The 20170-nt window shown below is 46.7% G+C and carries 21 protein-coding genes; 6 read left to right on the top strand and 15 right to left on the bottom strand.

What is annotated here, in order from left to right; translation table 11 throughout:
• The first annotated feature begins 186 nt into the window (after positions 1–186).
• From DRW41_RS14185 to DRW41_RS14175, 3 genes are read left to right on the top strand one after another with little or no spacing between them, the layout of a single operon-like run.
• The gene (locus DRW41_RS14185) at positions 187–819 is read left to right on the top strand and encodes a GNAT family N-acetyltransferase (protein WP_115452668.1); all 633 of its coding nucleotides are present in this window, start codon (positions 187–189) and stop codon (positions 817–819) included.
• An 11-nt stretch (positions 820–830) separates the two neighbouring features.
• Positions 831–1478 (top strand): acetoin utilization AcuB family protein, encoded by a 648-nt coding sequence (locus DRW41_RS14180; protein ID WP_115452667.1) that lies wholly within the window; start codon positions 831–833, stop codon positions 1476–1478.
• Positions 1475–2644, top strand: coding sequence for an acetoin utilization protein AcuC (locus DRW41_RS14175; protein ID WP_115452666.1), 1170 nt, complete (start codon positions 1475–1477; stop codon positions 2642–2644). Before DRW41_RS14180 ends, DRW41_RS14175 begins: the two co-directional genes overlap by 4 nt.
• Before the next feature lie 174 nt (positions 2645–2818).
• On the opposite strand, the gene ccpA is transcribed toward DRW41_RS14175, so the two are convergent.
• The 5 genes from ccpA to DRW41_RS14150 all read right to left on the bottom strand — a co-directional run bounded on the left by ccpA (position 2819) and on the right by DRW41_RS14150 (position 6804).
• Positions 2819–3817: a catabolite control protein A gene (gene ccpA / locus DRW41_RS14170; protein WP_115452665.1), complete on the bottom strand. Its 999-nt coding sequence runs from the start codon at positions 3815–3817 to the stop codon at positions 2819–2821.
• A 224-nt stretch (positions 3818–4041) separates the two neighbouring features.
• Positions 4042–5112 carry a bifunctional 3-deoxy-7-phosphoheptulonate synthase/chorismate mutase gene (locus DRW41_RS14165; protein WP_439330874.1) on the bottom strand — a complete coding sequence of 357 codons (1071 nt, stop codon included), beginning with the start codon at positions 5110–5112 and terminating at the stop codon, positions 4042–4044.
• A 280-nt stretch (positions 5113–5392) separates the two neighbouring features.
• Positions 5393–5785: a bacillithiol system redox-active protein YtxJ gene (gene ytxJ / locus DRW41_RS14160; protein WP_342771996.1), complete on the bottom strand. Its 393-nt coding sequence runs from the start codon at positions 5783–5785 to the stop codon at positions 5393–5395.
• 37 nt (positions 5786–5822) lie between these two features.
• Positions 5823–6311, bottom strand: a complete 489-nt coding sequence (locus DRW41_RS14155) for a YtxH domain-containing protein (protein WP_115452662.1) — start codon at positions 6309–6311, stop codon at positions 5823–5825.
• A 16-nt stretch (positions 6312–6327) separates the two neighbouring features.
• On the bottom strand, positions 6328–6804 hold the full coding sequence (locus tag DRW41_RS14150; RefSeq protein ID WP_115452661.1) for a DUF948 domain-containing protein: 477 nt from the start codon (positions 6802–6804) through the stop codon (positions 6328–6330).
• Positions 6805–7013: 209 nt separating this feature from the next.
• On the opposite strand from DRW41_RS14150, the gene DRW41_RS14145 reads away from it, so the two are divergent.
• A complete protein-coding gene (locus DRW41_RS14145; protein WP_115452660.1) occupies positions 7014–8129 on the top strand; it encodes an aminopeptidase in 1116 nt (371 codons plus the stop codon).
• Positions 8130–8219: 90 nt separating this feature from the next.
• Here the strand turns inward: DRW41_RS14145 and murC are convergent, their stop codons facing one another.
• From murC to DRW41_RS14110, 7 genes are all read right to left on the bottom strand, one after another.
• Positions 8220–9521, bottom strand: coding sequence for a UDP-N-acetylmuramate--L-alanine ligase (murC, locus tag DRW41_RS14140; RefSeq protein WP_115452659.1), 1302 nt, complete (start codon positions 9519–9521; stop codon positions 8220–8222).
• Positions 9522–9705: 184 nt separating this feature from the next.
• Positions 9706–12339, bottom strand: coding sequence for a DNA translocase FtsK (locus DRW41_RS14135; protein WP_245959450.1), 2634 nt, complete (start codon positions 12337–12339; stop codon positions 9706–9708).
• Between the two features lie 240 nt (positions 12340–12579).
• A complete protein-coding gene (locus DRW41_RS14130) occupies positions 12580–13395 on the bottom strand; it encodes a DUF1444 domain-containing protein (RefSeq protein ID WP_245959445.1) in 816 nt (271 codons plus the stop codon).
• A gap of 141 nt (positions 13396–13536) precedes the next feature.
• Complete coding sequence (locus DRW41_RS14125) at positions 13537–13851, bottom strand: thioredoxin family protein (protein WP_115452657.1); 315 nt, start codon at positions 13849–13851, stop codon at positions 13537–13539.
• A gap of 202 nt (positions 13852–14053) precedes the next feature.
• Positions 14054–14569 (bottom strand): hypothetical protein, encoded by a 516-nt coding sequence (locus DRW41_RS14120; protein ID WP_115452656.1) that lies wholly within the window; start codon positions 14567–14569, stop codon positions 14054–14056.
• 169 nt (positions 14570–14738) lie between these two features.
• Positions 14739–15263 carry a DUF84 family protein gene (locus tag DRW41_RS14115; RefSeq protein ID WP_115452655.1) on the bottom strand — a complete coding sequence of 175 codons (525 nt, stop codon included), beginning with the start codon at positions 15261–15263 and terminating at the stop codon, positions 14739–14741.
• A gap of 194 nt (positions 15264–15457) precedes the next feature.
• A complete protein-coding gene (locus DRW41_RS14110; RefSeq protein WP_115452654.1) occupies positions 15458–16531 on the bottom strand; it encodes a M42 family metallopeptidase in 1074 nt (357 codons plus the stop codon).
• Between the two features lie 180 nt (positions 16532–16711).
• On the opposite strand from DRW41_RS14110, the gene DRW41_RS14105 reads away from it, so the two are divergent.
• The gene (locus DRW41_RS14105) at positions 16712–17032 is read left to right on the top strand and encodes a hypothetical protein (RefSeq protein WP_115452653.1); all 321 of its coding nucleotides are present in this window, start codon (positions 16712–16714) and stop codon (positions 17030–17032) included.
• Between the two features lie 90 nt (positions 17033–17122).
• On the opposite strand, the gene DRW41_RS14100 is transcribed toward DRW41_RS14105, so the two are convergent.
• Positions 17123–17968: a YtnP family quorum-quenching lactonase gene (locus DRW41_RS14100; RefSeq protein WP_115452652.1), complete on the bottom strand. Its 846-nt coding sequence runs from the start codon at positions 17966–17968 to the stop codon at positions 17123–17125.
• A gap of 110 nt (positions 17969–18078) precedes the next feature.
• Positions 18079–18720, bottom strand: coding sequence for a tRNA (guanosine(46)-N7)-methyltransferase TrmB (gene trmB, locus DRW41_RS14095; protein WP_115452651.1), 642 nt, complete (start codon positions 18718–18720; stop codon positions 18079–18081).
• 268 nt (positions 18721–18988) lie between these two features.
• On the opposite strand from trmB, the gene DRW41_RS14090 reads away from it, so the two are divergent.
• The gene (locus tag DRW41_RS14090; RefSeq protein WP_115452650.1) at positions 18989–19276 is read left to right on the top strand and encodes a YtzH-like family protein; all 288 of its coding nucleotides are present in this window, start codon (positions 18989–18991) and stop codon (positions 19274–19276) included.
• On the opposite strand, the gene DRW41_RS14085 is transcribed toward DRW41_RS14090, so the two are convergent.
• Positions 19271–20044 (bottom strand): phosphotransferase family protein, encoded by a 774-nt coding sequence (locus DRW41_RS14085; protein WP_115452649.1) that lies wholly within the window; start codon positions 20042–20044, stop codon positions 19271–19273. The two genes, DRW41_RS14090 and DRW41_RS14085, sit on opposite strands and share 6 nt — an antisense overlap.
• Between the last annotated feature and the right edge of the window lie 126 nt (positions 20045–20170).

Raw genomic sequence — 20170 nt, 5'->3', positions numbered from 1 at the left:
ATTATTATAGTATAAACATTGCCTATTCACAATTTTTAAAATATTCACCAGGCCATTCACTATAAAACCTGCTAAAATTCACTGTTTTCATGAATTGCTTTCAGAAAATTTAGTGAAAGCGCTTCATCCTCATAGATTTTATGTATAATAGAAGTATTATCCAAAGCATTTGCAGGTGGTGACCCAGTGGAACATAAAAAAACGTACAACGCGAAAGAGCTTAAAACTCCAAACGGGAATGTCATTATTGAAGGGCCCATTTCACCGGAGAAACTGGCGGGCTATGAATTCCATGAGCATTTGACAGCCTTCCGCCAGCCCCGGGAGCAGCACAAGGCTTTAATTGAAATCGCCTCACTGCCGGAAGGGCGCATCATCATTGCGCGAAGGCTCCACATGATTGTAGGGTATGTAACGTATCTGTATCCCGATCCCCTTGAACGCTGGTCGGAAGGAAAGATGGAAGAATTGATTGAGCTTGGAGCCATCGAAGTCATCCCGGAATTCAGGGGATTATCCGTCGCGAAAAACCTATTAAAAGTTTCTATGATGGATGATGCGATGGAAGATTATATCACAATAACAACAGAATACTACTGGCACTGGGATTTGAAAGGAACAGGCCTGAACGTCTGGGAATATAGAAAAGTGATGGAAAAGATGATGAATGCCGGGGGCCTTGAATGGTATGCGACCGATGACCCGGAAATCTGCTCGCACCCTGCCAATTGCCTGATGGCCCGCATCGGCAAGCGGGTTGAAAGCGAATCAATCCAGAAATTTGACCGGCTCCGGTTTATGAACAGATTCATGTATTGAGGGGGAAACTCATGATTATTGAAGAAATCATGAAAACAAATGTCGCAACACTCAAGCCTTCGGATACGATTGAAGATGCAATCAGGCTGATGGACTCTAAGAAAATCCGCCACATCCCGATCACCGATGATGGCAAGAAGGTAATCGGGGTCGTAACCGACAGGGATATCAAAGAGGCGGCCCCGTCCATTTTCCATCGGGAGGAACACTCCGAAGACCTTCAAAAATCTTTGGACACAATCATGAAAAAAAACGTCATAACCGGGCATCCGCTTGACTTCGTCGAGGAAACCGCGGCATTGTTTTATGAACAAAAAATCAGCTGTCTCCCGGTCGTCCAGGACGGGAAGCTGGTCGGAATTGTAACAGAAACCGATCTTTTGTATACACTCGTTGAATTAACCGGAGCCCATCAGCCTGGATCCCAATTTGAGATAAAAGTCCCGAACCGGACCGGCACCCTATTTGAAATCGCGAACGTCATCCGCAACCGTAAGGCTAATATTCAGAGCATCCTCGTTTATCCCGATAAAAAGGATGATGGCTATAAAATCCTTGTCATCAGGGTACAGACCATGAACCCGGTCGGCCTGATCCATGACTTGAAGGCGGCTGGCCACCACGTGCTATGGCCAAATATACCAGGTATGCCCATATGAGTGACTCCTGCGCTTTCGTTTATTCCGATGAACTGTTGAAATATAACTTTGGCAGCCATCATCCTTTTAACCAATTCAGGATAAAACTTACCATTGATCTTTTAAAAGAAGCAGGCGCACTGGATGACTCGGAGATTGTCCCTCCACGGGCAGCAACGGATGACGAATTGTGCCTAATCCATGATCCTTCCTATGTCCAGGCGGTAAAACAAGCGGGAAAAGGGCAGCTTCGTAGTGAAATTGCCGAAAATTATGGTCTCGGGACCGAAGACACCCCCATTTTCGAAGGAATGCATGAAGCAAGCGCCTTCCTCGTGGGCGGCACCCTCACCGCGGTTGACCTTGTTATGTCCGGAAAAGCGATGCATGCCCTCCATCTTGGCGGAGGATTACACCATGGTTTCAGGGGAAAGGCTTCCGGGTTCTGTATTTATAACGATAGTTCCGTCGCTATTAAGTATTTACAGGAAAAATACAATGCGAGGGTACTTTATGTCGATACAGACGCGCATCACGGCGACGGGGTCCAATGGGCTTTTTATGATGATCCCCGTGCATGTACGCTGTCGATTCATGAAACAGGAAGGTACCTCTTCCCTGGGACGGGAAACATCACTGAGAGGGGACAGGGGAATGGGTATGGCTACTCGTTTAATATCCCTCTTGACGCCTTCACAGAGGACGAATCCTGGCTGAATGCATATTCGGCCGCAATCAGTGAGGTAGCGGATTTTTTTAAGCCTGACGTCATCCTTACACAAAATGGGGCCGACGCGCATTATTACGATCCGCTTACCCATCTGCATGGAACGATGAATATTTTCCGCGAAATACCAAGGCTGGCGCATGAAATTGCCCATAAGTATTGTGGAGGGCGCTGGATTGCCGTCGGGGGCGGGGGTTATGATATTTGGAGGGTTGTTCCCCGCGCCTGGGCGCTTATTTGGATGGAAATGGCCGGGAAAGGGGACAGCAGCGGAAAATTGCCGCTGAAATGGCTGGAACGATGGCAAGAAAAGGCTCCTGTCGAACTACCCCATACATGGGATGATAAAAGCGGAATGTACAAACCCATCCCCCGGAAGGCGGAAATCGACGAAAAAAACCAGCTGACACTCGACAAAGCGCTCTATCCCATCCGCTCCAATTCATCTTTTTCAAAATAAAGATTACAAATAGCCAAAAGGAACGGGTTTTAAGCGGCGCTTTAATCAATGCCATAAAGGTAACGCATCGGGACGTTGCGTGGCGCTGGAGGAGGTCTTGGCCTTTTACTGCGCTGCATTTCATATTAAAAAAAGGCCCGGAATGCTTTATGCCCGGGCCTTTCAACTAATTGATTATTTGGTTGATTTCCTATAGTCAATCCTGTGGGGAAGCACGACGATATTCTCTTCTACTTTTTCATGGTTCATATACTTTGTCAAAAGCCGCATGGAAACAGCGCCAATATCGTACAACGGTTGGACAATTGTTGTCAATTGCGGCCTGACCATCATCGAGAGCCTTGTATTATCCGACGTGATGACCTCATAGTCCTCCGGAATGGAAAATCCCATATCCTGTCCGCCATGGACAATTCCAAGGGCCATTTCATCAGAACCGACCAGGATCGCGGTAGGGCGTTTATCCTCCCCCATAAGCTTTTGAATCGCCTCGATACCCGAGTCGTATGTATAATCGCCTTCAAAAATAAAGTCTTCATTTAATGGAAGGCCAGCTTCTTCAAGCGCCCGCTTGTATCCTTCCAGCTTTTTCTTGCTGTTTTTCGGCTCATGAAGCGGGCCGACAACAAAGGCGATTTCCTTATGGCCCCGGTCCACGAATTCCTTCACGCTGTCATACACTGCTTGTTCATAATCAATGTTCACTGAAGGGATTTCCTCCGACCGTTCGATTGAGCCAGCAAGGACAATCGGAACAGGCGACTTTTTAAATTCCTCCACATGCTCCTGTGTAATCTCCCCTCCCATGAAAACAAGGCCGTCAACTTGTTTGCCGAGCATTGTATTTAAAAGATGCAGCTCTTTGTCCTTGTTTTGGTCGGAATTGCTCAAGATGATGTTGTATTTATACATCGTCGCGATATCCTCGATTCCGCGCGCCAGTTCCGCGTAGAAAATGTTTGAGATATCAGGGATAATAACTCCGACAGTCGTTGTCTTTTTGCTTGCAAGGCCCCTAGCGACGGCATTCGGGCGATATCCAAGCCTTTCAATCACTTCCATGACCTTTTTCCTTGTTGCGGGCTTAACGTTTGGGTTTCCATTCACTACCCTTGACACCGTTGCCATTGAAACGTTTGCTTCCCTGGCCACATCATAAATGGTGATATTCATTTTCCATTACACTCCTTAAAGCAAGCCATATAGTTTATTTTACTTCAAATTGGAAGTTATTAGTCATCCTGCTTGTGAGCAGGTAAACATATTAATTGATTTTAATCATACGACAAGCGGAAGAATGCTGCAAATTGAAAGGCATGCCGTAAGAATTTTTGAATCTTATCGGGTAACAACAAATATAAATGCCTTCTGCCGATGGACAGAAGGCAAAGTAAGGCTTATGAACGGACAAGATTTGATGCCATAATTTCATTCAGGAAATTGTCAAATTGGTCCAGATTCATTTGCTGCGCTGAATCGGACAGCGCCACCGCCGGGTCAGGATGGACTTCGGCCATAACGCCGTCCGCTCCGATTGCAAGCGCGGCCTTGGCGGCAGGCAGGAGAAGGTCCCTTCTGCCAGTCGAATGTGTGACATCCACCATGACTGGCAGATGTGTTTCCTGCTTTAAGATTGGAACAGCCGTAATATCGAGTGTATTCCTCGTTGCTTTTTCGTATGTCCTTATGCCTCGCTCGCAAAGGATGATGTTCCCATTGCCCTGCGACATGATGTATTCGGCAGCATTGATGAATTCCTCAATGGTTGCCGCGATCCCTCGCTTCAGCAGGATTGGCTTGCTTGCAGCCCCTGCCGCTTTAAGCAATTCAAAGTTCTGCATGTTCCGCGCGCCAATCTGGATGACATCCAAATATTCCTCAGCCATCTCAATATCGGAAGGATTGACAATCTCACTGATGACGGCCATATTGTATTCCCTGGCGATGCGTTTCAGGATTTTCAAGCCTTCCACTCCAAGACCCTGGAAATCATATGGCGAAGTCCTTGGTTTGAAAGCGCCGCCGCGGAGGAGCCTCAGTCCCTTTTTTTGCATATGGGCCGCAACCTCTGCCACTTGTTCGTATGATTCTACAGCGCATGGCCCAAAAACAAAATGCGGTTTTCCGTCACCAATCTTTTCGCCATTGATTTCAATGATCGTATTTTCAGGATGCTTTTTCCTTGAAACAAGTAACGCTTTGCTATGATCATCCTTTTGCAGTTCCAGGCTTGCCTTGAAAATTTCCTTGAAAATATGTTCAATTGTGGAATTTTCGAAAGGTCCGTCATTTTTTTGTTTAATGACGTCAAGCATTTTCCGTTCGCGCACCGGGTCAAAGCGGTAAACTCCCTGGTTTTCCTTTACTCGCCCGATTTCCTGCGCCAGCCTTCCCCGCTCATTGATGATTTCCAATAGATCCATATTCAGTTCATCGATGCGGGCCCTTAATTTGTCCAATTCATTCATGGCGATTCATCCTTTCCGTGCCAGGCTCTTCAGCCGGGCATCTGACAATCTGGGATAGTATTTTATTTAATAAAATGGCAGGTTGAAACCTTTGCCGTGGAACAAGCTTTTGTAATAGGGTTTATTATACTTCATTGTTTCCGCTTTGTCACCACAATTTCTTTAATAATTAAACGCTTTTAAGCACTAAAGTTTAATTGAATTTTCTAAATTCCTGGTTTTTACCTGCGTTCAAGAGGTTTTGGATATTAAAAAAAGGCATCCAAGATGCCTTTCCTAATCAAGCGTTAGTGGACGCTTCCGTGAGTGACCGCTTTGTAATTTTCCAATGGGAAGCATTCCAAATAGGCTTTCCATCCTGGAAAAGAATGGCTTGAGGCGATTCATGCTTGATGCCATATGTTTCCGCAATGTAATTTGAGAGCGGACGGGATTCCTGGACAATCAGCATCCAGGCGGGCACTTCATCCTGTCCAGCGAATTCCCCGTATTCCTCAAATGCCGCATGGGATATCGGGCAAGTGCTGCTATGTTTTAATACCATTACCTTTGATTCCTTCTGCAAAATTTCCTCGAGCTGTTCAATCGATTCAAGCGTGTTAATCATATGAATGTTTCCCTCACTTTGTAATATTTCTGCAAACGATAGAAAACGGTGAAGCAATCGTATCACTTCACCGCCTCATTGGGCAACTAATTAGTTTGAATAATCAGCTATATTTGCTTTCCTCTTCGTCAAGAGCTTCTTTAACCTCTTCCAGCTTCTCCCTAACCTCCGCGTCGTCGGAAAGGGTCAATTCGTCGAAAGGTTTATTGGACATTTCCAAAGGAATGTATTCGGTTTCATCGGCCTGCAAATCCTTTTCCGGCTGGCCGCCCCCATTGCCTTTTACCTTATCCATCAGGTTCGTGGACTGCTGACTGACCGCCTGGGTAATCGAAGCGGTTTTTTCCTTTGTCATGCTGGAAAGTTCGTTTGTCTTTTCCATAACTGAGTCCCTCATCTGGGCTGTCCTTTCCTTCAGAGCCACAGCCTGGCCAGATACTTTTTCCCGCAATTCCCTACCGGATTTCGGGGCGAGGAATAATGCCGTGGCCGCTCCGATCAGCCCGCCGATCACAGCCCCTGTCAAAAAATCCTTTGATGTAACATTATTCCGTTCTTCATATTCCCGGTAATCATTGTCTCTTCCCGCCATTGATATTTCCTCCTTATTATAATTTCCCCCGTTGTGGTTGGGGGTCACGAAGCTTGCTATTTTCTGCTGAAGCGGCTGCGGTCTGTTTTCTCGCATTCCATTTGTCCTTCAATTCAAGCAGGACATTGCTCCATTGGACAATTTGGGAGATTTTTTCCTTGTTTTGGTCGATTTGCCTGTCCACTGAGCCAACAATCGTCTGGACTGACTGGTTAAATTTATTGACGGACATTCCGACACCTTTGACGGCATCGACAACAGTGTTTAGGCTCTCGGATTTCCTGTGTATATCATCCGCAAGAGCATTGGTTTTATGCAAAAGCACCGCTGTTTCTTTCGTCACTCCATCAAGCTGGCCTTCAAGGCCCACAAGCGTCTTTGAAACACTTTCCAAAGTCCCCTGCAACGATTTAAGAGTCTTTGCCAAATAAATTACAAGGACCAAAAATGCAATGGCGATGACCGCCACACTCAAGTAAAGGATTATTTCCATAAACACTGCACCTCCGTTAATCTTCACTTACTTTTACCCATACCCGATTTCAATAAACAAGCGCACTAATATTATTTCCATAAAACTATTTTTTTTCCTTCTCCTCATGTAAAAATGTATTCGAAAGAAGCTAAATGGTCAACTTTGCCGCATCTTTCGGTTAAACTAAAAAGTGAAGTAAACTTAGAAGAATATTGGAGGCTAAAAAAATGAAAGATCCACGTATTGAGAAACTGGCCAGAAACCTCATCAATTACTCTGTCCAGCTCCAAAAGGGAGAAAAAGTGCTGATTGAAAATTTCGGGCTGCAGCACGAACTTGTAACTGCACTAGTTAAGGAAGCGTATGCCGCGGGCGGCTATCCGTTCGTACTGTTGAAAGACCACCAGGTTGACAGGGCGCTCCTCATGGGGGCGCAGAAGGAGAACTTTTCGATGATCGCGGATTTTGAAGCGGCTGTCATGAAAGAAATGGATGCATACATAGGGCTCCGCTCGGGAGATAACATTAGTGAACATGCCGATGTCCCGGATGAAAAAATGAAAATTCATGGAAGCACCATTGGGAAAAAGGTCCACAGGGACATCAGGGTTCCGAAAACTAAATGGGTTGTCCTCCGGTACCCGACTTCATCAATGGCCCAGCTCGCAAAAATGAGCACCGAGTCATTTGAAGACTTTTATTTCAATGTATGCAATCTCGATTACAGCAAAATGGCTGAAGCAATGGACAGCCTCGTGGAATTGATGGACAGAACTGACAAGGTGCGCATTACAGGGCCAGGGACGGATTTAACCTTCTCAATTAAGGATATACCCGCAATCAAATGCGCCGGCCGCATGAATATTCCTGATGGGGAGGTCTATACAGCGCCTGTCAGGGACTCTGTAAACGGCACAATTACATACAATACCCCGTCACCATACCAAGGTTTCACCTTTGAAAACGTCAAGCTGACATTTAAGGACGGAAAAATCGTTGAGGCGGCGTCCAATGACTCTGAACGCATCAACAAAATTTTTGATACGGACGAAGGCGCCCGGTATGTCGGGGAGTTTGCAATTGGCGTAAATCCGTATATTCAGACTCCGATGCAGGATATTCTGTTCGATGAAAAAATCGACGGGAGCTTCCATTTTACCCCTGGCCAATGCTATGATGACGCGTATAACGGAAACCACTCCAACATCCATTGGGATATGGTCAACATCCAGCGCCCTGAGTATGGCGGCGGTGAAATATACTTTGATGATGTGTTAATCAGGAAAGATGGCCGGTTCGTCATACCGGAACTTGATAAGCTGAATCCGGAGAACCTGAAGTAACATTCAAGCATGTCCGCGACCCTTATCGCCTACTTATTAAAAAAGGATGCAGGCACGCCTGCATCCTTTTGTTGTCATCCTATTCATCTGTTAAGCGGTATAAGCTTTTTCATAAGCTTCCTGGAATTTCTGGATATCTCCGGCGCCCATGAAAATAATGACGCTGCCTTCATGTCCCCGGAGAATGGTAGTGCCTTCCTCCGAAATGACCTCCGCCCCGCCAATCTTTTCCTCAAGGTCCTTGATGGAGAGTTTGCCCTGTTTTTCCCTAGCGGAACCGAATATGTCGCACAGGTACACTTTGTCTGCCAGGCTAAGGCTATCTGCAAATTCCTGAAGGAACGCCTGGGTCCTGGTGAAGGTATGCGGCTGGAACACGGCCACAATTTCCCTGTCCGGGTATTTCTGCCTTGCAGCATCAAGCGTTGCCTTGATCTCCGTTGGATGATGGGCATAATCGTCAATGACGATTTGGCTGCCGAGCTGCTTTTCGGAAAACCTTCTTTTTACGCCTTCAAATGTTTTCAGCTGCTCTTTCACAAGGTTCACGTCTATCCCTTCGTAATGGCAAAGCGCAATCACTGACAAGGAATTCAGGATATTATGGTCACCATAGGACGGAATGGAAAACGAATCGAAGAACGTATTACGGACAAACACATCAAAGGTTGTCCCTTCAGGACTTTTTACGACATTCCGAGCCTGGAAGTCGTTATCCTCGCCAAAACCATAAAAGAGCACCGGCACATTGGCCTGGATTTTTTGAAGCTGCTCGTCATCCCCGCATGCGATAATGCCTTTTTTGACCTGAAGGGCCATTTGCTGGAATGCCGAAAAAACATCTTCAATATTGGCAAAATAGTCGGGATGATCAAAGTCGATATTCGTCATAATGGCATAGTCCGGGAAATAGGACAGGAAGTGACGCCTGTATTCACATGCTTCAAACACAAAATAATGGGCATCGAGCTCACCCTTGCCTGTCCCGTCCCCAATCAAGTAGGACGTAGGCTTCGCCCCTTTCATGACATGGGCAAGCAGCCCGGTTGTCGATGTCTTTCCATGCGCGCCGGTAACACCGACACTGACAAAGTTTTGCATGAAATCACCGAGGAAACGATGGTACCTGATCACCTCAAGGCCAAGCCTGAATGCTTCCTGAATTTCCTCATGTGTGTCAGGATACGCGTTCCCCGCGATGACCACCATTCCCGGCTGGATATTTTCTTTGTTAAACGGAAGGATCTTTATTCCAGATTGCTCAAGAGCCTGTTGGGTAAAAAACCGCTTTTCCACATCGGAGCCTTGCACCTCATACTGCTTATCATGAAGAACTTGTGCAAGTGCACTCATTCCGGACCCCTTGATACCTACTAAATGGTAAATAGTCATATAAAGAACCTCCAACAAACGTCTTTCTGTAAAACAGTATATGACACCTAACTGCTTTTGCTAATTGGTAAGATGCGCCATACATTTTCATCAGATCTAACATTATTGAATTATAGCATGTTTGCCGGGCAAACACTAAATTCCTTTTATTTCAGTATTCTCCCTTATCCCGGCGCCATACATCTCAATAGTGGACAGGGCCAGCTTCCTGCATTGATTCCAAATCGGCCTCGGTAATTAGGACATCCCGCGGCTTGCTTCCACGCGCCCCCGAAATGAATCCGGCTTCTTCCATCATATCAATCAGCCTTGCAGCACGGTTATAGCCTACCTTGAAACGCCTTTGAAGGCTTGAAGTCGAGGCGCCGCCCTGTTCAACGACAAACTCGCATGCTTCATAAAAAAGCTCATCTTCTTCCTCGGTAACCTGTGCTTTTTTGAGCAATTCATCCTGTTCGAACAAATAATCCGGGCTTCTTTGTTCCCTTGCGAAGGAAACAACCTTATCAATTTCCGCGTCGGAAACGAATGTTCCTTGCAGCCTGACCGGTTTGGAAGAACCATTTTCCAAAAACAGCATATCCCCCCGCCCAAGGAGCCGCTCGGCACCGCCGATATCGATAATGGTGCGCGAATCAATTTGCGACGAAACCGAGAAAGCGATCCTGGTCGGAACATTCGCTTTTATCAGGCCGGTAATGACATCAACCGATGGGCGCTGGGTTGCAATAATAAGATGAATTCCACAAGCTCTCGCCTTCTGGGCAATCCGGCAAATTGCCTCCTCGACATCCGCTGGGGACATCATCATCAAATCAGCAAGCTCATCGATAATGATTACTATAAACGGCAGTTTTTCAGAATAACGCTTTGCTTCCATTGCAAGCTCGTTGAACCGGTTAATATCGCGGACCCCCGCATGGGCGAACAATTCGTAGCGTCTCTCCATCTCTTCGACCGCCCACTTGAGGGACGCGGTGGCCGCCTTGACGTCCGTAATGACCGGACTGACCAAATGCGGTATCCGATTATACGGCGCGAGTTCAACCATTTTTGGGTCAATGAGCAAAAGCTTCAGGTCATCCGGGCTTGCCTTATAGAGAAGGCTCACAAGAATCGAGTTGATGCAAACACTTTTGCCTGACCCGGTCGCCCCTGCGATAAGCCCATGCGGCATCTTCTTTAAATCCGTGACAATAGGATTTCCTGAAATATCGAGGCCAAGCACTGCGGTCAGCGGGGAAGCGTTCTCCCTGAACGTGCCGCTGCCAATGATTTCGCTGATCAGGACAGGGCGGGATTTAGGATTCGGTACTTCAATGCCAATGGTGTGTTTCCCCGGAATTGGGGCTTCGATCCGTATGTCCCTTGCTGCAAGGCTCAATTTAATATCATCCGCAAGATTGGTTACCTTGTTTACTTTCACCCCTGGCTCGGGATGGACTTCAAAACGCGTGACAGACGGGCCCTGGGTCACATTGACAACCTTGGCGCCAACATTGAAATTGAACAATGTTTCATCAAGCATTTTTTTTCTTTCATCCAGCCAGCACGGATCGCCTTCAGCTTTCACGGGAGGATTGAGGAGATTGAGCCCTGGAAAGCTGTAACCATCACTTACCCCGGGATTCCCGACCTCGCTCTCCCCTCCGGCCTGCTTCGTATCCGCTAACGAAAAGGACTGAACCGGCTGGCTTTTCCCAATTTTGTTTTCCTGATATTTACGTTTATCCTGCTTAAGCATAAGGACGTTAAACGGCAGGTGGGAGCGCCCGGAAGAAGGTTTTTCCTCAACCTGAGGCTCCACATTGGACTCAGGCACAGCTTGGCTCGATGGGACGCCTGCACGCGGTTCGGAAAGGGTTTCCGGTTCAGTACTAGCTTCCGGTCTGGAATCAATCCCTTTTCCGGCAGCCGTAAAAGCATGCAGGGAATCTTGGGCAGCTTTGCTAACCGCGATCGGCTCTTCCTGTATCGTATTCGCGAATTCATCCCGCCCCTGATTCAGCAATTTGCGCAGGGCATCTTCTTCTTCCAAACGCTGTTCATATGTCGGCAGTGTACTCTGTTCCTTTTTATCAAAAGATAGCCGGGTATCATCCTCCAGGATAAACTCTTTATCTTTTTGATTGACTGTTTGCCCATTTTCAATTGCATGATGCTGCCCATCCCCGACTGGCTCGGTCAATCCTTCATCCAAGGCTGATTTTCCATGTTGTATGTAATGGACATCTGCCTCCATGGGCCCAACTGAATCTTCTGTCCCTTCTGTTGCCCTCGGGATCTCTGTCCCAGCCAGGACTTCTTCTCCTTGCGGGGGCTCAGGTGCCCATGGAATCTCTGTTCCATGCTGAACTTCTGTTGGAAGCTCGGGCTCTATATCCCGCGGAACTTCCCGCACACTTAGCGAATCCGGCAAGAGCCTTGCAGCCTGATCCGGCTCCACCTTTTTGATTGGCGTTTTCCCGAATACCTCATCTTCGCCGGATATAAAGCCGCTCAGTTCATATTCCACATCTTCCTTATATTCCTTTTTAGCAGGTTTTGAAAAACCATAGATAGGTGATGGCACATCGGTAGGAGTAAACGGGCGGACCTTTTTTTGCGGCCGTTCCTGTTTTGCCGGTTCTTCATTTCGCTGCTGCCTGGCTTTTGTATCTTTTACAGTTTCAGTGAATCGTGGTTTCCTCTCAAGTGGCTTTTTTTCATCCGGAATGAGTGGAAACCGGAAGTTGCCTTTCGGGTAATCATAAATGACTTTCACATCAAGCTCTCTATTTATTCTATCCCTTTTTGGGGATTGCGGCTGAACTTCCATTTCCTCCTTCTCGGATTTACCTGGATTATTCAACAGCCTTTTATATAAATTTTTAATAAAACTCAAATCCATCACTCTTTCCCAAAAACTTCTTCTCTCTATTTTATCAGGATTTCGCAAAACTTCGACAGGATTCCGAGAATTTTAGCGAAAAAGCACTGGATTGGGCAAATAGTATCGGATGAGGGAAATCATTACTAATTTCATTTCCTCAAATATAAGCCAAAAGGCCTGTGTGAGTTATTTTTCGGGTTTTTTCCGTGGCTTGTTTTTGCCAAGAATAAAAATCGGCTCTAGTTCGCCATTCTCAAACAAAAAGGACAATGCTGTGACAGGTACTTTCCCGGCAGCGAAAAAACTCATCGCCATTTGCGCAAGCACATCATATCCAGTATCATTGCGGATATCGGCGATGATCAGGACATCCTGATGTGGGATCGCAATCGCCATCGTTCCCGTAATCCTTGCGCTCATTTCAGCCAAGAAGCCTTTGTTGAGAATCCTGCTCGCATCGTAGCCATCATTTGTATTCAGAAAGTAAAACGTATTTCCAGCAACTGTGTCTTCTTTTAGCGGGACAGGAAGGGATCTAACATTGAACATGGCCATTTCCCTGATTTGACCCGGTTCCCAGCCTTCCTTCTTCAAGAGCCGCGAATCAATCAGCCTGTATGAATTCCCCATATCATACGCATAGTACACTCTTGTTTCGGCGGTATGCTCGTCATAAAGGAATGGATTTCCTTCTTCAGGTTCAACTGGAAAAGACGCGGAGCGGATAACCGGGAAGATTTTTTTCTCCCCGCCTTTTATCGTTGCCTCGCTATCCATTGCCTGCAAGCCTTCTTCTATATAATAAACAACTTCATCAATCGCTTTTTCTTTCTTCTCGTGCCATTTGGCGACGATTCCAGGGAGGGATACGGTTATTCCCTTGCCGCTTTCTTCATTTTCGACCCTCAGATTATCCTTGTCCCTGTTATAGGTAAACACACGCCCCGGCTTTGACAGCCTTTCCTCGAGGATTCCCCTCATTTTCCTGCTATCCATTTTCATGTATTGATCCTCCATACTATAGTAACAGGCCGTATGCTTGCCGGGCATTCACCGAACGCTTCCAGCAAGTATAAACCTGACAAATCAAACCCTCACCGGCAAAAAAACTCCATCCCGAATGAGGGATGGAGGTGCAGCCGATTAGCGCAGGCCTGTCATAAATCCTGTGATTTCCTCTGGTGTTTTTCGATCCTTGCTGACAAAACGGCCGAGTTCCTTTCCGCCTTCAAAGCCAATGAAACTTGGGATTCCGTATACATCAAGCTGTTGGCACAAGTCTATGAATTTGTCCCTGTCCACATAAACAAAAGTAAAGTCCTTGAACTTTTCTTCAATGTCCGGCATAACAGGCTCGATCACCCTGCAGTCCGGGCACCAGTCCGCGGAAAACATGAAAACATGTTTCCCCCCATTTTTAAATTCTTCGAACTGCTCCATTGACTCCAACTGTTTCATCTGAATTCCTCCTGTTTCACCATTTGGCAAAAACCTATGTTCCAATCATATCAAGCTGTTTCAATCTGGTCTAATCATTCGCCCCGCAATGGACGAAAACACGTCTCCCAAGCGGGCAATTGGAAAGTTTCACTTTATATTTCCCCAATCCCGGTTTTAACAAACAAATAGCGGAGGCAGCTGCCTTCCGCTGAAGTTCTTCCTATTTTTTGATTTTAGCGGAATTCGCAATTTGCATCATTGCTTTAGCCTCATCATCCAAGTCCGCGGTTTTCATTTCCGTTGTAATTTTTACCCCGCCGACGCCAACGGTCAGCGTATTCATGCCTCCGTCCAGCCGTTCAACCAGCAAAAAGCCGAGCTTCCCCTTCCCCTTAAACTGCTTATTCGTTTCAAGCTTTTCGTATTGGGCAACGGATGCTTTATAGACTACATCGCTGTCCATGGCTTCATTTGGATTGTAGAACAGGATATACGTCTTTGAACCATTTTTCAATAGGATATTGTTCGGGGAATTCCTTTTAATTTCATATCCGAAGGGCAAGTAGAAATCTATGTCTTTAGTTTTATTGTTCGGTTTTTTTCTATTTTCGTTAAACACGGTTTTGGCTGCTACAACGGCTTTCGCGTTTTCTTCCTGGAACGATGCCTTTCCGCATGCAGCGAGTAACATGGCGCATGAAATCAGGAGCACAGCGGCCCGAGTAAATCTTTTCATCTTTCAATCCCTCCCGGCAGGCACCCTTATCGGGCTGGCCATCTGTTTGGAGCATGCAAGTAGAATTGCCCTTATCGAGACAATCCGACAAAATTCTTCTTTTTCCTCTATCATACTCCCATGGACAACAGGTGACAACCCTCTCCCAGTAAATTGCCAGGAATAGGAATTAAGATTGTGTCGATCCGGCTTTCCGGTATTCATATTGCCCTGCTAAAAGCTTAATTACATGCGTGAACATTTCGGAACGGTTGATTTGGCCATTAGTAAAAATTCCGATTGCCCCTTCATTTTTCCGAATATTTTTTTTCTTTGTGTATTCATCCATTACAGGGCCAAGTTCCCTGCCGGCAAGAAGTTTTCCCGCGATTTCATCGGGAAGCTGTATTCTCGCACCTCCCGCGATTAATGGGGGGTATCCCGGAACTGCCAAGGCACCCCAATTGCACAGGAGAAGCCCGTGCTTCGTCATATGCACTCCGCCTTCAAGGCCAATCCCGATGTCGCCGTCTCCATGCTCCAAGGCGCCCAAGGCACGGTTTATTGCCCCCTCTTTCGTTTCCTCATCCGAAAAAGGCTGTACTGAAACATTGGATGGAACATCGATTGCCACTATTTCCATGCCTGCCATGCCAAACACGTTTTTGACTGCTGCAACCTTAGCCGGATTCTCAGATCCTATTATAATTTTCATTTTCCTTTACCTCCGTGATGCCAAAAATACATGAAAAGCCCTTTCCAACAAAGATGCCTTCACCACTATCTTCGGCGAAGGCACCTTTCACTATTCCAGTTGTTCATATAAAACGCATATCCGCCTTCCCGATGAAACCGAACTGAAAGGAATAAAAATATTTCTCGTTCTGGTTCCTATCTTCAGCGTTGTTTTCAGCTTTGCGATTTAATAGTTTCCACTGTTGTTTTATCAAACGCTTTAACAAGCCTTACGAGCAATTCCTTTGCAGCAGCATAGTCATCCACGTGCATAATAGAAGCATGTGTATGGATGTAACGGGCGCAAATACCGATAACTGCGCTCGGGATTCCTTCCAGGGAAGTATGGACCCGTCCCGCATCCGTGCCTCCCGCGGATACAAAATACTGATATGGGATATTGTGGGTCTCAGCCGTGTCGAGTACAAATTCCCTCATTCCGCGATGGGTCACCATTGAACGGTCGAGAATCCTTAATAACGTCCCTTTGCCCAGCTGCCCGAATTCCTCCTTATTCCCAGCCGCATCGTTAGCAGGGCTAGCGTCAAGCGCAAGGAACAAGTCCGGTTTAATCATATTGGCAGCTGTCTGGGCGCCGCGTAGGCCTACTTCCTCCTGGACAGTCGCGCCGGAATACAGGGTATTCGGAAGTTCAACCCCATCGACTTCTTCAAGCAATTCGACAGCCAGTCCGCAGCCATATCGGTTGTCCCATGCCTTGGCGAGAATCTTTTTTGGATTGGCCATCGGCGTAAATGGGCAAATCGGCAAAATTTGCTGCCCCGGCCTGATGCCCAGGCGTTCCGCGTCTTCCTTGTCATCGGCGCCGATATCAATGAGCATGTTTTTGATTTCCATCGGCTTGCTCCTCTTCGCTTCATCGAGCAAATGGGGAGGAATCGAACCGATTACCCCGATCACGGGGCCGTTATCCGTAATGATTTGAACCCTTTGCGCAAGCAGTACCTGGCTCCACCAGCCCCCAAGCGGCTGAAATCGAATCATGCCATTCGAAGTGATTGCTGTTACCATGAAGCCAACTTCGTCCATATGGCCGGCGACCATTATTTTCGGGCTGCCTTCCTTGCCTTTTTTTACACCAAAAATGCTGCCGAGGTTATCCTGGATGATTTCATCCGAATAAGGCGCAAGGCGTTCCTTCATATATTTCCTGACAGCATGCTCGTTCCCGGGCGCCCCGGGCAATTCAGTCAATGTTTTGAAAAGCTCCAACGTTCTCTCGTTCATGGCGCACTCCCTAATTGTTTATTTCAGCCAATAGCTGCTTTTTTATGTACAAAATTAATTTTACAGAACTTTCACGCTCGTTTCCATACCCGCTTTGGAATAAATCTATAGGAACTGAATGCCAATCTAGGCTATACTAAAATAGATGCAAAGGTTGATTTAAACCGAAGGGGTGGTTGGATGAATTGGAAGGCTTTCCTTCTTGGGGCAGTGGCTGGGGCCGCCGGAGCATACGTGGTCAACACCGCAGTTTCACAAAATATGGATGTACCGGCACAAAAAGTATTAAGCCATGCCAGGGGCCAATTCAGGCTATCTGGTCCTGTCAGCGGCTCTTGGATCCATATGGAAGCTGTCCCTTTTGAGAAAAATGGAATCCAATATCGTGTGTACAGGGGCGGAATTACGAGAACCTCCCCCGGTCTTGACGACGGAGGAGAACAATTTGAATTTGTCGCCGATTCAAAGACTGGCACAATTCTTGATGTATACAAACTTTAGGGAAAATGCCAGGAGACCTTTGCCAGGTCTCCTTTACTTTTTCAAAAAAGCTGTTTTCTGACATGGCCTGGCCATTCAACTTAACGCTGATTATTCCCGGATCCTTTGAACACTTTCCGCAATTTTCCCTTCACCGTCCCATTTTACCGCGCGGAAAAACGCGTCATGATAAAACGTGAACCATGCTTCTTTTTCCTGCCCATATCCAATCCATTTTTGTTTTGCGAAAATCGAATCGATTGGATAATCGTCGTAGGCAAGTACCCAAAGAGGGTTAAGATGGGCATGGGTGGGCATTAAATCAGCCATGTGGATAGCAAGATCCCCTCCATCCTCGATTAGGATGATGGAGTGTCCGTCACTATGCCCTCCTGTGCGCACCATTGTAAATGGCCCATTTTTCCATTCACTGTCAAACGACTCAACCTGGCTTTCAAGCGCTTGCCAATTTTCTTTCCAGTATGTATTTTTTGATCGGATATTCGGATTCCTCATTTCATCCCATTCAACATTCGATGCGATGATCTTCGCATTCGGGAAAACGGACGAATAGGTCCCATCCGAATTTGGCCGGGTCAGTCCGCACGCATGGTCAAAATGGAGATGGGTCATCAGAACATAATCGATTTGTTCGGGTTTCATCCCTACTTTTTCAAGCTCCGCTTCTAGATCGGATTCCTCCGTCGCCCCGTAATTCCTCTTTTGCTTTTCCGTCAGCTTTCCATTTCCCATTCCCGATTCAATTAAATAATTCGTTCCATTGTGCCGGATCAGAATAGGGTCCGAGCGAAGTTCTATCTGGTTTTTTTCGTTGCATGCGTATTTCTTTTCCCACAGCGGTTTTGGAACAACCCCGAACATCGCCCCGCCATCCATATGGGTAACGCCTCCCTTAAGCCAGACAAGCTCAAGCCGTCCTACGTTTAAGCGCTCCATTGACTGTCCCCTCCTCGTATTTTTCCATTTTACCATGATTGTACCGTGTTTTCCGTTTTTAGGATTTAGGCTAAAAAAACGTCCACCCTGATGGATGGACGCGATGTGTATCATGATTGGTATTGTACTTCGCACCTGTAAATGCGGTTGCCTTTTCCGGAAAATTTTTCTTCGTATTCCGTCATGATATTTCCTTCAAAGCCGCTGTTGTGGAGGTCAAGGCTGACATTCTTCAATAGCATCCCATATTCGGAAAAGCTTACAAGCGAATATTCGAACAGCCCCTGGTTATCGGTTTTAAAATGGATTTCCCCGCCATCAATCAAAATTTGTTCGTACAGGTCCAAAAAGCTTTTATAGGTCAGGCGCCTTTTTTCGTGCCTTGTTTTTGGCCAAGGGTCCGAAAAGTTCAAGTAGAGGCGGCTGATGTCATTTTTCGCGAAATATGATAGCAGCTCTGCTGCATTCACATTCAATAATTTCACATTTGGCAGTTCCGCTTCAATGAGCCGGTCAAGCGCGGATGCAAGTACTCCCATGTGAAGTTCGACGCCAAGGTAGTTTATGTCCGGGTTGGCTGCTGCCATGCCGGTAATGAATCTACCCTTGCCTGTCCCAACTTCAATATGGAGCGGATTGGCGTTGCCAAACACTTCATGCCATTTTCCTTTATGTGTTTCAGGCTCAGAAATGACATATTGCGGGTATTGCCGGATTTTTTCCCCGGCCCACGGTTTATTGCGAAATCTCATACGTACACTCCTATTTTCTCATCCAGCCGAAAGCCGTGCCGCCATCGCGGTAACTGCTTTGCAACTGGTTATTTCTCAACATCGATTACATACCTTCTTATTTTTACCATGAAGCCCTAAAGCTTGCAAGCCGGTTTGGCAAGATCCGGTGCGGGCCCACTGCATAAACAAACGGAGGAATCCATAACCTAGTCATGGATTCCTCTTATCTTCGCCCTGGAAAGGGTGTTGAGTTGGATCGATATTATGGAAAGGATGATGAATGCATATGCCATTGAACAATCAGGACAAGGCTACCGTTCTTAGGGATATCCTAAGCAGCCACCAGACGGATTGCTGCGGCTCGGTCGCCGAATGCGAGCAAGTCGAGCGGATCGTCAAATCCCTCATGGCCCATACAGGCATCAACCAGAATGTAAAGGATATCCTTCAAGAAATCTACTACTATGGCCAGCATGGCGCCCAAAGTGCTGACCTAGATAACCACATCGTAATGAATCAGGGCCACCTGCAAAATTGGGTGGACGAGATCGACCAATTTTCCACCAAATTATAAAATCCCTGTGAGGAAGTCTGACCATTTGTTCATTTCCTCAAAACGGCTTCTTCTTTTATGCCATTGAACGGACTCGATTGCCTGGGCGGCAACGTACCATTTCATTCGGAGCTTTAATTCCTCCGTCAGCTCGGCACCATACTTGCTCAGCCATTCTTGCCAGTCCGTATCAGGAATGTACCAGTACAAGAGCATCCCCAGGTCAATCGCTGGGTCCCCAACCATCGCGCCGTCCCAGTCAATTAAATACAGCCTGCCGTCTTCACCCAACAGCCAATTATTATGGTTAATGTCACAATGGCATACGACATGTTCAGCCGAATGGACATTCCCGACTTCTTTTTCTAAAAAAAGCATTGCCTGCTGGACTGCCGGCATTGCCGCAACACCCGGGTCGAGGCCAGTTTTAAGATTCCCAAACATTCTTTCGGGAGTGACAGGCGCCTTTCCCAGCCTGCGGAGCATGGATAGCATCGGCTCAGAGCAATGGATTTTCTTTAATAACTTCGCGACCCGTTCCTGGCCCATTTCTTCGGGCTCCAGTTCTCGGCCGGTTTTCCATTGCTGCGCAGTAATGACATCCCCATTTTCAAGCCGCCTGGTCCACACCAGCTTCGGTACAATTCCTTCCGCTGAAAGTACCGCCAGGAAAGGTGAAGAATTCCGCTTCAAAAATAGGCTTTGCTCATGGTGTTTTGCAAAAAAAGCTCTCCCTGTGGCTCCCCCGGCCGGGGTTATTTCCCAGTCTTCCCCTAATAGATAGTCCAAAATTAGTCACCTACATTATGTCCGGCAGCCATCGGTTTTTGTTCCCGGATCTATTTTGCCAAAGTCTTAAGTTAGAATTAATCGCTAATTTCGCAGTAGAAAGAAAAAGACAGCTATTGCCAATTC

Source organism: Neobacillus piezotolerans, assembly GCF_003362805.1.
GTDB classification, from domain to species: Bacteria; Bacillota; Bacilli; order Bacillales; family Cytobacillaceae; genus Bacillus_D; species Bacillus_D piezotolerans.
Note: the sequence above shows the minus strand (reverse complement) of the source record. Positions and strands in the feature narration are given on the sequence as shown.